This is a genomic window from Acidimicrobiia bacterium (genome assembly GCA_036396535.1).
GTDB lineage: Bacteria > Actinomycetota > Acidimicrobiia > Spongiisociales > UBA5794 > DASWKR01.
Window position 1 is genome coordinate 1 of the sequence record DASWKR010000063.1, and the last position, 13,087, is coordinate 13,087.

The window sequence follows — 13,087 nt, forward strand, 5'->3', positions numbered from 1 at the left end:
GACCCGATCCCCTCGTTGCCGCGGGAGGGGTCGATCCCCGAGCCGTGCGCGGCAGCCGCGTGGCCGACCTCCGGTCCACGATCGGGGCGATCATGGCGCGCCCGAACGCGGCGCTCGGCCTCGCCACGATCGTCCTCAGCCAGGCGGCGATGGTGGCGGTGATGACGATGACGCCCCTCCACATGCGAGACCATGGCCACGCCGGACTGTCGGGGTACGTCATCGGCCTCCACATCGCGGGCATGTACGGGGCGGCTCCACTCGTGGGTCGATACTCGGACAGGGTGGGCAGGATGCGATCGATCCAGATCGGCGGGGCGATCCTGGCGTCCGGAACGATGGCGGCAGTCGTTGCCGGATACCAGCCGGTGCTCATCTTCGTCGGTCTGTTCCTCTTGGGCCTCGGATGGAACTTCGGACTCATCGCCGGCTCGGCCCTGCTCAACGAGTCGGTACCCGAAGGCATCCGAGTGAAGGCGCAAGGCGCCGCCGACGTCATGCTGAGCGTGTTCGGCGCAACCGCCGCGATCTCGTCCGGGCTCATCAAGCAAGGTGCCGGCTTCCACTGGCTCGCCAACCTGGCAACAGGGATGGCCGTGTTCGTGCTGTTGTGGGCGCTGTCAGCCTCTCGCCAGCAGGCTGTGGCCACCGAGCCGTTGTGACCTCGAACGTCATGATCCACTCGTCATCGGCGACGTTTCGCGCCGACGGATGGGCGAAGTTGTCGTGGCGCTCTCCCCGGTGTCGGGCGGCCTCGCACTGGTATTTCGACCGATCGCCAAGCGTGCCCTCGGTGGACTGGCGAGCCCTCGACGGATTGGCGAGCGGCCTCGGCGGGCAGGTCACCAGCGGCTGAGCGTCACGCGACGACCGCTCCGTACCGTGCTTCGAACCGCTCGGCCGCCGCGAGGATGCTCGCAGGGAGCGCCATGAGCCTCTCCTGGATCTCGGATGCCTTCGGCGTGAGGTCCTTGAGTCCGGCGATGTTCCACTGCTCGAGGAGGGGAACCACCACCCGGTCGTGGTGGATGCGCAGGTTGTACACGCCTGCCTTGGCAACGTCGATCGATCGGCGAACGAACCCCGGAATGCCGACCCCGGGCATCTGGAAGTTCGAGAACGTCGAGATGATGCCCTCGATCGCCACGGAAGGCGCCTCACGCAGCATCGCCGCCATCACGCCCTTGTAGAACACGAAGTGGTGATTCTCGTCCGCCGCGATGTTTCTCATCAGCTCGAACGCCGCCTCGTCCTCGGTGATCTTGCCTGCGTTGCGGTGCGAGACCCTGGTCGCCAGTTCCTGGGCCGAGGTGTATGCGAAGAGCTCGGACGGTGAGCCGAAGTTCGGCTCCCAGCCCGCCTTCATGGTGGCCATGCGATCGTCCTCGAGCTCTCGCGGGTCGCAGTTGCGCGTCGTCAGCAGGTAGCTGCGGATCGCCATGGCATGCTGGGCCTCCTCCGAGGTCCAGGTCCCGTTCCAGTCCTTCCACACGGAACCCTCGGGGAGATACCGTTCCAGGGCGAGGTGGTACCACGGGAGGTTGTCCTCGGTGAGCAGGTTGAGCACCAGCGACGTGCGTGCCCGCTCGTTGATCGTGCATTGCGACTCATCCCACGGCTGATCGCGGAAGCTGCGGCCGCGCTCCCACGGGACGATGTCGTGAAAATACCAGTGGGACCTGCGTTCTTGGTGTTCGGCGGCGAGCCGCGCTACGTCACCTTCGACCGCCTCGAGAAGCTCGAGCTCTTCGTTGTACGGCATCTGCTCTCCATGGTCGCGGAAGGAACCCGATCGACCACAGAGACAAGTCCCCGGCGCTTCTCAGGCATCACAAGGTTAGAGCGCGCCAGGTCGTAGTGGGTTTCATCGCCATCGACGGCACACCCGGCTGCGCAGTGTGCAACTTTGCACATCGTGCAATTACCGATAGTATTCGAGCCTCATGGTGACGACACTCGACCGGCGCAGCAGGCACAAGCTCGCCACCTTTCGAGCGATCGCCGGCGCAGCCCGCGAGCTGACGCTCGCCCGGGGGCTCGACGGCGTGACGATCGAAGAGATCGCCGACGCTGCCGGTGTCTCGCCGCGAACGTTCTTCAACTATTTCTCGTGCAAAGAAGAGGCAATCGTCGGGGTGGAGCCGGCCGTCCTGGCTGCCATCGCAGAGGAAGTCGAAGCGAGGCCGGCCGACGAACCCCCACTGACGGCGCTCTTCGCCGTGTTCGTCCCAGAGGACGAATCCGCACTGGCGAGGCGCTGGATGCTCCGCACCGAGCTCATGCGCCGCCATCCGCAGCTCCTGCCGCGCCACATGGCCGCACTCGTCGACCTGGAGCTGGCGCTCACCGGGGCCGTCGCCACGCGAATGGGCCTCGATCCCGTCGCCGATCCCCGACCGAGGCTCATCGTCTCGTCTGCCGTGGCGGCCTTCCGTTCGACGATGGAGTGGTGGCACGACAGCGGCCAAGAGGTGGCGCTCGGCGACGCCATGAGAACCGCATTCGACAGCCTCGCACGCGGACTACAAGCCAGGCCGTGACCGGAGGACCCGCGACCTTGGAATCCACGAACCCCACGAGCGCGCCGGCGTTGACCCACCGCCAGATCCTCGTGATCTTCAGCGGCCTGATGCTCGGCATGCTGCTCGCCGCTCTCGATCAGACAATCGTCGCAACCGCATTGCCGACGATCACGGGCGAGCTCGGCGGGCTCGAGCACCTCTCGTGGGTCGTCACCGCCTACCTGCTCGCTGCCACGGTCGCCACGCCGCTGTACGGGAAGTTCGGCGACCTCTACGGGCGCAAGGGTCTCTTCCAGATCGCAATCGTGGTGTTCCTCACGGGGAGCGTGCTCGCCGGACTCGCTCAGAACATGGCGCAGCTGATCGCCTTCAGGGCGATCCAGGGAGCGGGGGGCGGCGGCTTGATCGTGCTGGCTCAGGCGATCATCGCCGACGTCGTCTCGCCGCGAGAGCGCGGCCGCTACCAGGGGTACTTCGGAGCCGTCTTCGGGGTCACGAGCATCGCAGGGCCCCTGCTCGGCGGCTTCTTCACCGACCAGTTGTCGTGGCGCTGGATCTTCTACGTCAACCTGCCCCTCGGGATGCTGGCGCTCATGGTCACCGCCGCCGTCCTGCCGGCGGGTGAGCGGCGTGGCGGCGCTCGCATCGACTACCTGGGGGCGGCGGTCCTGATCGCCGCCGTGAACTGCATCGTCCTCTTCACCACCTGGGGAGGCACCCAGTACGCCTGGAGCTCGCCGCTGATCATCAGCCTCGTCGCAGCTTCGATCGTCCTGCTGGCGGTATTCGTGCCGATCGAGCGCCGGGCGCCGGAGCCGATCGTTCCGATCTCGCTGTTCCGGCTGAGGACCTTCAACGTTGCAGGCGGGGCGGGCTTCATCGTCGGAATGGCGATGTTCGGGGCGATCGCCTTTCTTCCCCTCTTCCTCCAGGTCGTGCAGGGAGCATCCGCCACCAACTCCGGCCTGCTCCTCCTCCCCCTCATGGCCGGGCTCCTGACGGCATCGATCGGCTCGGGCCAGGTCATCACGCGAACAGGGCGCTATCGGATCTTCCCGATCGCCGGCACGGCGATCGCCGCCGTCGGGATGTTCTTGCTCTCCACCATGGGTGCCGAGACCAGTCGCCTGCTCGTGACGCTGTACATGGTCATGCTCGGAGTGGGCATCGGCTTCACGTTGCAGACCCTCGTCCTCGCCACGCAGAACGCGGTGCCGATGCGCGACCTGGGTGCAGCCACTTCGGCGGTGACATTCCTCAGGTCGATGGGGGGCGCCATCGGCGTGGCCATCTTCGGAGCGCTCTTCAACAACGTACTCGCCGGCCGGCTGGCCGGCTTGCCGATCGGCGTCGAGGACATCTCCTCGATCACGCCGGCAGCCCTCGCCAGGCTGTCTTCGTCCCAGGCGGAGCAGGTCGTATCTGCCTTCGCCGACTCGCTCACCGCGGTCTTCAGCCGCGCCGCCGTGGTCGTCGTGGCCGCCTTCGCGATCACCTGGCTACTGAGGGAGACCCCGCTGCGTCTGACGACCCACGCCTCCGCCGGCGAGTCCGCCGCCTCCCAAGGGATGGTCGAACCTGAAGCCGCCGCTTCGGCCGGTCTCATGACCCCCGGGATGAGCCCCGCAGCCGAGGACACGCACTGAGGACTCCGTTCACCCCGTAGGCGGGCGTCACTGCAGTCACAGATCACCCCTGCGCTGCAGCACCACCAGTGCCAGCCAGCCAGGCAGGATCGGCAGCCAGAACGTGACCAGCCTGAAGAGGAGCACAGCCGCGAACGCCAGCGACGCATCGACACCGACCGCGGTGTAGCCGGCGATGAGGGCCGCCTCGGTGGCGCCGACCCCGCCGGGCGTCGGCGCCGCGCTGGCGACCGCGGCTCCCCCGAGGTACACGAACGAGGCGGTGATGACCGGGAGGTGACTCCCCAGGGCGTACAGACTCGCCAGCATCGCGACCGTGTAGGTCACCGTGACGAGGGCCGAGCCGAAGAACAGCGCCATCAACTTGGTCGGTGTCCGGGCGACGAGGGACACGGTCTTCCACGCAGATGCCAGCCCTGGGATGAGGTTCTGCGTCAGGAGCTTCCTCCCGAACGGGAACGCCACCAGCAGCCCGGACAGCAGGATGAAGATGAGGACGCTGACGACCGTAGCCCCGCCGGACGGCAACGGGAACTCGACGTCGTCCGACGTGCCGGCGATGACGCCGAGGAGGAGCAGCAGCGACACGTGGACGGCGAATCCGGCGAGGGTGTTGAGACCGACCGCCGAGACCGCCGTCGCGGGAGAGATCGAGCACCGCTGCAGGAACCGCACGTTCGTCGCCATTCCGCCGACCTTCGCCGGGGTGATCCTGTTGGCGAACGACCCGGCCACCTGGGCGGCGATGACCGGGCCGAGCTCCAGGCGAACGGGCACCGCTCCCACGATGCCGATGCCGGCGCCGACGTAGGACAGCACGGATGCGATGGCGGCGACCGCGACCCAGCCGATGGACGCGTTGCGGATATCGTCGAAGAAGCCACTCGCCTCGGCGAACTGGGGGACGAGGAAGTAGGCGGTCAGCGCGAAGCTGGCGAGCAGCACGAGGGTACGGGCACTGACGCGCTCCAGTCGGACGAACGAGACGTCCTTGACGCCGATCGCTACGGCAACGACCTCACGCAAGCGCTCGAAGTCCTTGGCCTTGCCGAGGCCGGTCCTGGTTGCGCTGCTCAGCGCGAGCGGCTGGATCCACGGCAATGCCTCGGACACGTGCTCCGGACCGAGCACCTCGATCGCCGTCTCGGCAGCTCGCTCGGCGCCGATGACGACGGCTGTCGACCCGATCAGCTCTGCCACATCCCGAGCCCGCAGCGACGATGGCGCGGCGAGTTCCGCGAACCCGAAGTCGATGAGCCACGGCGTTCCGTCGTCGGCAGCGAACACGTTGGCGAGCCGCAGGTCGCGATGGGCTATGCCCGCCTGGTCGAGGTCGGCGACGAGGCGCCACAGGTCGCGCAACATCTCGGGGGTGATCGTCTCGGGGTCGACCTCATCGAGTGAGTGCCCATCTATCCGCTCGTACGCGAGGAGCATCGCGTCCGTTCCGATCTCGGCGATGGTGACGAGCTGCGGGGTCCGAATCCCGCGGGAGCGCGCCGCCAGGGACAGGAGTGCCTCGTGCTCGACCGCCCGCTCGAGCGACGTGAACGGGCGGCGGTCTCCTGCTTTGCGCAGCCGGATCCAGCGATACAGCCTGAAGAGGAGGTCGGCGGCCCGGTGGTCACTGTTGAGCGTCTTGACGAACAGCTCCGCCCCATCCGTCGTGGTGGCGAACCACGGCACCGATCCGCGGGCGTCCACCGCCGCCCGGTCGACCCGCGCCAACTTGAACCCGCTGTCCCCGAGCGTCGCCGAGATCTCCTCAGGCGTCGGCGTGCGATCACGGGTCTTGAAGATCAGCGCAACCAGAGAGCCCGCCACCATGCCGATGCCGATGTCGAGTGGCAGCGTGATCACGGCGAGGGCGCCCCCGACGAACGAGAGGGAGACACCTGCGACGACGATGCCCGTCGCCCACGGGTGGAGGCGCCTGCTGATCCAGGGGCTCGCCAAGGTCAGCACTGCGATGAGTGATGCCAGGCCCTCGTTGCCGAGGCTCGCCTCCGGGCCCGAGTTCTCCACCGCCCTGATCAGGGCGTCGGACGTCGCCAGCTGAACGACGAGCTCGGCGCCGAGAGCCGAGAGGATCGCTGCGATGATCGCCGCAGCGTTCACCAGCAGCCAACGGCGGACCCGCTTCCTGACGAGCAGCCCGACGTTCGTCGCCAGGATCGTCACCGCGATGGCGACCCCGACGATGATCTCGATGGCGACCGGCACGTACTCCGGGAACGAGGCTTGCAGGGTCGTGATGTCGCGGCGCAGCCCGAGCAGCGCGTTCTCGAACACGACGAGGAGCTGGACTCCGAGCGTGGTCAGGACGAGCCCGACCACGAGCCGGAAGACGAACAATGGAGAGCGAACCAGCGGCGCCTTTTCCATCTCGTCCTCCACTTGGGGTAGGTGACGACAGCACGGCTGCGCCGGTCCCGCATGTATCGTATCGCCCGATGGCCCAGCACCGCTTGTCGAGGCCGTCGATCTCGGAGACCGCGACGTCGATCGTCGCTGTCATCGTCGTCGGCGGAGCCGCGCTACTTGCCACCGTTCCGCCGGCGGCGTGGGAGCTCGATGTGTTCGAGGCCGTGAACGGTCTCCCGAACGTGTCGTCGTTGGCGTGGTGGCCGGTCATGCAGCTCGGCAGCCTGGGGGGCGCCGTGCTGTGCGTCTTGGCGGTCGCCGCGTGGCGAGGACGACGACTTGCGGGCGCATACGCCCTCGCAGCCGGCCTCGCCTGGCTGGCGGCCCAGGCGCTCAAGATCGGCGCCGGCAGGTCACGGCCTGCAGAGCTCGCAGTGGCGACGATCGTGCGGGGAGCCGAGGCCGTCGGGGAGGGCTTCCCTTCCGGGCACGCCGCGGTTGCATTCGCGGCGGCAACGATCATCGCCTTCGAGCTTCGCGGATGGTGGCGTGCGATTCCGCTCCTCCTCGCCGTCACCGTGGCGGCGACGCGCCTCTATGTAGGCGCCCACCTGCCGCTCGACGTCTTCGGCGGCGCTGCCCTCGGCCTGGCGCTCGGGCTCATCGTGCACATGTCCGGCGCTCCGCACCTGAGAGGAACGTCGACGACCGGACCGCGGTAGCCTCCCGCCGGTGAGTGACCCCGCCAAGCCGATCCGTCCAGACCTGTCCCCGTTCGCGGGCGATTGGCGCGGGACGTGGAAGACGTGGATCGAGCCGGATGTGCTCCACGACGAGTCGCCGATCGAGGCGGTCGTCACTCCGCTCATCGAAGGCCGGGACATCACGGTGGTGTACACCGCCTCCATCGGGGCCGACGCCGTCGAGGGTTTCGTCCTCGCCGGCCCCCTCCAACACGGCGGGGTCCACGTGGCGTGGGTCGACAGCTGGCACACGAGTGGTCTGGTCCAAGCGGGAGACGGTCACGTGACGCCGGACGGGTTCGCGGCATCCGTGGCGTACAGCTACGACGGGCAGGCATGGACGTGGTCGAGCGAGTACTCCGTCGACTCCAACCGGCTCGTGATCCGCCACTACAACGAGGGACCGGGTTGTCCCCGCTACCTGGGCGTCGAGGCGGTGCTCGAGCGGATCACAGCGTCGTGACCTCGACTACAGTTGGGCCGGACATGAATTACTCGACGACCGACGCGTACTGCTGCTGTTGTTGTTGCGCCGCGCCGCGCGGGAGACTCGACTGCTGATCGACCGAACAACCCAGCACCGAACCACCACCCGCCCGGCCCCGCCGAGGCGGGTTTTTCGTGGTGGCGACGACGACAGGAGCACGACATTGACGGCCAACCTCACAGAACGCTTGGGTACCGACCGACTGGCGCGCCGCTACATGGATGTGCGCGATCTCCTTCCGGACGTCGACAATCCCACGCCCCTCGTGAGGGTGAACCACGTCGCCTCCGCCATCGACCTCTATCTGAAGCTCGAGTGGCTCAATCCCTTCGGTTCTGTCAAGGACAGGACGGCGGCATACCTCCTCGAGGACCTGAAGCGTGCCGACCGTCTGGCCGGTCGCGAGCTCGTCGAAGCATCATCCGGCAACACCGCCATCGCCCTGGCTGCCCTGGCGGCTCTCGAGGGAACGAGGCTCACGGTGACCATCCCCGACGGAGTCCCCGAGGAGAAGAAGCTGATCCTGAGGATGCTCGGCGCCGAGGTGTGGTCGACCCCCGACGACCTGTGCCCGGTCGACCTCCCGAAGGACGGGGCGATCGCCCTCGCTCGCTCGCTCGCCGCCTCGGGCGAACGCTATGTCATGCCGGACCAGTACGACAACCCCGAGAACGTCCGAGCCCACTACGAGACCACCGGCCCTGAGATCTGGCGCCAGACGGAGGGTGGAGTGAGGACATTCATCGCCGGTTTCGGGACGTGCGGGACGATCTCAGGTGTCGGCCGCTACCTGAAGGAGCAGGATCCCGGCGTTCGCATCGTCGCCGTCGAGCCCCAAAAGGGTCACCGCCTCCCCGGATTGAAGAGCTTCGCCGAGGCGAAGGAGCCGGCGATCCTCGACCGTACCGTCATCGACGACGTCATCACCGTCGAGGACGAGCCCGCCTATGCCACGACGCTGCGACTTTGGCGCGAGGACGCCCTCATGGTCGGCCCGTCGACGGGAGCGCTCGTCCACGCCGCCAACGTGATCGCGCCGGAAGGCGTCACCGTGGCCATCTCACCCGATTCGGGCACCAAGTACACGAGCTACTTCGCCGGCTTGCTCGGCGACGAAGGACTCCCACGGATCTGATCGAGAAGGAGAAGCAGATGACCCAACAGACGACATACACGGACCGGGTGACCGAGACCCTCGATTGCACCGGGCTGCTCTGCCCTTTGCCTGTCTACAAGGCATCCCTGGCGCTGCAGCAGCTCGCCGGCGGTCAGGTGCTCGAGCTCGTGTGCACCGACCCGGGGTCGCTCGAAGACATCCCGGCACTCGCCAGGCAACGAGGCGACACCCTGCTCGGTTTCGAGAGGCGGCCTGACACCCAGGTCTTCTGGATCGAGAAAGGGCCGTCGGCATGACCGCGGCGAGGACCCTTCCCGACACCGCCCCGGCGGCCGTCGAGGCACCGAAGCGCAAGCGGCTCGCCCTGGTGGCATCGAAGGGCACGCTCGATCAGGCATATCCACCACTCATACTGGCGACGACGGCGGCGAGCCTCGGATGGGAGGTGGGGATCTACTTCACCTTCTACGGCCTCGACATCCTTCACAAGGACCGGTTCGAGAAGCTCAAGGTCGCCTCGCTCGCCAACCCGGCGGGCCCGATCCAGCTCCCGAACATCCTGGGCGCCGTCCCCGGCGCAACCAAGGCTGCCACCAGCATCATGAAGAAATGGATGCGCGACGCCAGGATGCCGGACGTCACCGAGTTCATCGACATGGCGCGCGGGCTCGACGTGACCTTCTTCGCGTGCTCGACGACCATGGGGGTGATGGGCGTTGAGGAGAAGGACCTGATCGAAGGGTGCGACATCGCCGGCGCGGCGGCGTTCCTCGACTTCGCGGCGGACGCCGACGTCCAACTGTTCATCTGACGCAGGAACCGGTGACCGACTCACCGAGGGGTCAGGTGCACGCTCGTGCGTGCATCAGCTTCCCGGGGCGTCCTCGAGCACCGGCTGGGCATACGTGAACCGAGCGGTGTCTTCGTCGTAGTCGACGATGGAGGGCACGTACGCCGCTCGCTGGCGCCCGCAGCCGGCACCGACCGCATGGGCTGCGATCTCGTCGGCGTAGCGCTCGACGAAGCCTGCCACGAGCGCCCGCTCCCCAGCCCCGAGCCCGCAGCGGTTGGCGTCCGTGACCCGCAGGGTCCACGCCGACACTTCCTCGAGGTCTGTGAGATCGCCCCGACCCATGACGATGGCGGCGAGCCGCGAGGTGATCGCCTCGGTGCCGAGCTTGCAAGAAGGACACTGGCCACACGAGCCCCTGTAGAGGAACGCCGAGGCGGCGACGACGACGCGCAGGGGACACATGGTCTCGTCGAAGACCGTGAAGCCGGCGGAGCCGATGCCCGAGCCAATCGCCCGCATCCCCTCCATCGAAAGCGCCGCATCCAGCTCCGCCTCGCGCAGCGGCGCGTTCGACACGCCGTTGAGGGTGATCGCCGCCCGACCTCCTGCCCGAACGCCGCCGCCGACCTGCTCGATGACGGTGCGCAACGGAGTCCCCAGCTCGATCTCGGCGACCCCTTCGACCTCGACGTCGCCGCCGATCGTGCACACCACGGTTCCGGGTGACTGCTCGGTGCCGATGCCTCGGTGCCACTCCGCCCCGCGCTCCAGGATCGCCGGCACGTTGGCGAGGGTCTCGACGTTGTTGACGACGACGGGCTGGGCCGGGCCCCCGCGCTCCTCGAAGAGCCCCTGCACATACGGCGGGTAGAGCCTTGGGAGCGGGTCCCTGCCCTCGATGACCTCCAGCATGCCCTTCTCCTCGCCGAACAGGTAGTCGTCGGGCCCCTCGACGACCACCACCTCGATCCCGCCGAGCCTGTCGGCCTCCGACAGCTCGAGGGCGGCCGCCTCGACTCGGCGCGCCTCGACGAAGAACTTCTCCTTGATACAGAGGAAGGCGCGGTCGGCCCCCGTGGCGAAAGCGGCCACCGCCAGTCCCTCGACGACCTGATGGGGGTTCCTGCGCAGGATCATCCTGTCCTTGAACGTCCCCGGCTCGCCTTCGGCAGCGTTGCATGCGACAAAGCGCGTCGCAGCACCGGAGGCGGCCAGTCCCGCCCACTTCACGCCGGTCGGAAACCCTGCGCCGCCACGTCCACGCAAGCCGGACCGACGGATCTCGGCGATGACACCGTCAGGACCGAGGCGGTGCGCTTCAGTCATCGCGGCCGAATCACGCCACGCCTCGTAACCGCCGAGGTCGGTGATGGGCTCCGGAGGGAGGATGTGGGCCACGGAACGAGCCTAGGTGCTGGACGACGGGTCACTGGAGTGACTCGGGAGACGACCCTGACTGCTCGGACGGTACGAGGTCTCCGCACCGCTCCCCCCAGACACCTCGGAGCCGGCGCGCCAAACCCCGGTCGAGCGGACTACGAACAACCGGCATGGAAGCGGTCACCCGGCCAGGGCGCTCCACTCTCGCGGCAGCAGTGCGACGGCGCATTAGCCTGCCCGTCGGGTGGGAGACCATGGAACGAACGTCGAGCTCTCGAGCCTGCTCGCACGGGTCGCAGCCGGCGATCGCGGCGCGTTCGACGAGCTGTACGAGCGGGTGTCTGCGATCGTCTACGGTCTGGCGAGGCGAGTGGTCGTCGACCGGTCGATCGCTTCCGAGGTCGCCCAGGAGGTGCTGCTCGAGGTGTGGAGGACCGCCGACCGCTTTGACCCGGCCCGCGGAACGGCGACTGCGTGGATCGCCACCATGACCCGGCGCCGCGCCATCGATGCGGTGCGGTCGGTCGAGGCGGCGCGTCGCAGGGACTCGGATGTCCGACCGGCTGGGCTCACCACAGACCCGGTCGGCGAAGACGTGATCGACATCGACGAGCGCGCCCGCGTCGGGGCCGCTATGGGGTCGCTCACCGACCTGCAACGAGAGGCGATCGAGATGGCCTTCTACGAGGGTCTCACGTACCGCGAGGTGGCGGGCAAGCTGGGGCTGCCGCTCGGCACCGTGAAGACGAGGATCAGGGACGGCCTCATCCGTCTCGCCGAGGCGATGGGAACAGCCCATGGATGAGCTGCACGATCTCGGTCCGTTCTACGCGGTCGGCGCCCTCGATGAGGCCGAGGCGGCCGCCTTCGAGGCGCACCTCGAGGGCTGCCGTGCGTGTCAGGCTGAGTTGGCGACCTTGAGCGCAGGCGTCGGCGCGCTCGCCGTCGCCGTCGCCGAGCCGGCCCCGGCGGCCCTGCGGGCGCAGGTCATGGACAGGATCGACGCCGAGCTGCGGCCGCCCGCCCCCGTCGTACCGATCGGGCGGACGAGGCGCTGGAAGGTGGTCGCAGCAGTTGCGGCCGCTGCCGCCATCGCGAACGCAGTGCTGCTCGTGGGGACGCTCGGCAGGCTCTCGGAAGCAGACAGGGCCCTCCAGGTGATGGCGGCTGCAGACGTGCAGTCCGTCGAACTGGCGGAAACGCCTGTCGGCCCGGTCCGATTCGCGTGGTCTGACGAGCATGGGAGAGGCGTGTTCACCGGAACCGCGGTACCGGAGATCGCCTCCGATCGCACCTATGAGCTGTGGTACATCGACCAGGCGGGCACCCCGACGGTTGCCGGCCTCTTCATTCCTGACAAGAAGGGTGACGTGCTCGTGGTCGTCGATCGCAGGGTCGACCCGGGGACGGTGCTCGGTCTCACCACCGAGCCTGCCGGCGGATCGGACGCTCCGACCGGAGAGGTGCTCATCGCCGAGCAGCTCTCGTGAGCGCCGCCTGACCTAAGCCGAAGGGATGGCGCGGCTCGGATCGTCCTCCGGGCGCCCGGCGTACCACTCGTGGAACTCAACGCAGCGGCCGTCTCGGTCGAATCGCAGGATCCACACGTTGTCGTACTCGCGCCTGGTCTCGCCGGATGCGGGGTCGAAGAATCGGGTCCTCCCATGCGTCACGGCGAAGGCGCCGTCGATCGCGATCGGCTCGTACGTGGCGTCGTAGCCACCCTCTGCGAAGACGGGAAGCTCCGCCATCCATTCGGCTGTGATCGCCTCCCGCCCGCTGGCTCTCGTTCCGAACGGGTACAGCCACACCGCATCGTCAGCCCACAGATCGGCGATCTCGGCTTCGTCGTACGACCGCCATGCGCTCACGTACGCGTCGAGCCACCGCTGCACCATGGCGCGATCGGGACTGAACCACCCGTCAGGAGGGTGATGCCAGTCCGGCAGATTGGGTCCGCCGTCCATGAGCCTGATCGTATCCAGGTGGCCTGCTTTCCGGTCGTCCCGCTGGGCGTCCCGAGGCCACCAGGCCC

Annotated in this window: 14 protein-coding genes; 10 read left to right on the top strand and 4 right to left on the bottom strand. The window is 68.0% G+C overall.

Annotated features, from left to right (window positions below; genetic code table 11):
- Positions 1–662, top strand: a 662-nt coding sequence (locus VGC47_11420) for an MFS transporter (protein HEX9855912.1), incomplete at its 5' end; no start/stop codon positions are given.
- Positions 663–859: 197 nt separating this feature from the next.
- Here the strand turns inward: VGC47_11420 and VGC47_11425 are convergent.
- Positions 860–1,762, bottom strand: a complete 903-nt coding sequence (locus tag VGC47_11425) for an acyl-ACP desaturase (GenBank protein HEX9855913.1) — start codon at positions 1,760–1,762, stop codon at positions 860–862.
- A gap of 181 nt (positions 1,763–1,943) precedes the next feature.
- Between VGC47_11425 and VGC47_11430 the strand changes: the two genes are divergently transcribed.
- Positions 1,944–2,540, top strand: coding sequence for a TetR family transcriptional regulator (locus VGC47_11430; protein HEX9855914.1), 597 nt, complete (start codon positions 1,944–1,946; stop codon positions 2,538–2,540).
- Positions 2,541–2,557: 17 nt separating this feature from the next.
- The gene (locus VGC47_11435; protein HEX9855915.1) at positions 2,558–4,168 is read left to right on the top strand and encodes an MDR family MFS transporter; all 1,611 of its coding nucleotides are present in this window, start codon (positions 2,558–2,560) and stop codon (positions 4,166–4,168) included.
- A 36-nt stretch (positions 4,169–4,204) separates the two neighbouring features.
- On the opposite strand, the gene VGC47_11440 is transcribed toward VGC47_11435, so the two are convergent.
- The gene (locus VGC47_11440; GenBank protein HEX9855916.1) at positions 4,205–6,553 is read right to left on the bottom strand and encodes a lysylphosphatidylglycerol synthase transmembrane domain-containing protein; all 2,349 of its coding nucleotides are present in this window, start codon (positions 6,551–6,553) and stop codon (positions 4,205–4,207) included.
- A gap of 68 nt (positions 6,554–6,621) precedes the next feature.
- Between VGC47_11440 and VGC47_11445 the strand changes: the two genes are divergently transcribed.
- From VGC47_11445 to VGC47_11465, 5 genes are all read left to right on the top strand, one after another.
- A complete protein-coding gene (locus VGC47_11445; protein HEX9855917.1) occupies positions 6,622–7,254 on the top strand; it encodes a phosphatase PAP2 family protein in 633 nt (210 codons plus the stop codon).
- Positions 7,255–7,264: 10 nt separating this feature from the next.
- Entirely contained in the window at positions 7,265–7,738 is a 474-nt protein-coding gene (locus tag VGC47_11450; GenBank protein HEX9855918.1) for a DUF1579 family protein, read from the top strand.
- Positions 7,739–7,925: 187 nt separating this feature from the next.
- Positions 7,926–8,897: a cysteine synthase family protein gene (locus tag VGC47_11455; protein HEX9855919.1), complete on the top strand. Its 972-nt coding sequence runs from the start codon at positions 7,926–7,928 to the stop codon at positions 8,895–8,897.
- A 17-nt stretch (positions 8,898–8,914) separates the two neighbouring features.
- Positions 8,915–9,175 (top strand): sulfurtransferase TusA family protein, encoded by a 261-nt coding sequence (locus VGC47_11460; protein ID HEX9855920.1) that lies wholly within the window; start codon positions 8,915–8,917, stop codon positions 9,173–9,175.
- Positions 9,172–9,690, top strand: coding sequence for a DsrE/DsrF/DrsH-like family protein (locus VGC47_11465; protein HEX9855921.1), 519 nt, complete (start codon positions 9,172–9,174; stop codon positions 9,688–9,690). The genes VGC47_11460 and VGC47_11465 overlap by 4 nt, the downstream gene beginning before the upstream one ends.
- 54 nt (positions 9,691–9,744) lie before the next feature.
- Here VGC47_11465 and VGC47_11470 read toward each other — a convergent pair whose 3' ends face one another.
- Entirely contained in the window at positions 9,745–11,070 is a 1,326-nt protein-coding gene (locus VGC47_11470; GenBank protein ID HEX9855922.1) for an NADH-ubiquinone oxidoreductase-F iron-sulfur binding region domain-containing protein, read from the bottom strand.
- 226 nt (positions 11,071–11,296) lie between these two features.
- On the opposite strand from VGC47_11470, the gene sigK reads away from it, so the two are divergent.
- Positions 11,297–11,857, top strand: coding sequence for an ECF RNA polymerase sigma factor SigK (gene sigK, locus VGC47_11475; GenBank protein HEX9855923.1), 561 nt, complete (start codon positions 11,297–11,299; stop codon positions 11,855–11,857).
- Positions 11,850–12,542 carry an anti-sigma factor gene (locus VGC47_11480; protein HEX9855924.1) on the top strand — a complete coding sequence of 231 codons (693 nt, stop codon included), beginning with the start codon at positions 11,850–11,852 and terminating at the stop codon, positions 12,540–12,542. Before sigK ends, VGC47_11480 begins: the two co-directional genes overlap by 8 nt.
- A 12-nt stretch (positions 12,543–12,554) precedes the next feature.
- On the opposite strand, the gene VGC47_11485 is transcribed toward VGC47_11480, so the two are convergent.
- The coding region (locus VGC47_11485) for a nuclear transport factor 2 family protein (GenBank protein ID HEX9855925.1) at positions 12,555–13,087 on the bottom strand (533 nt) is incomplete at its 5' end.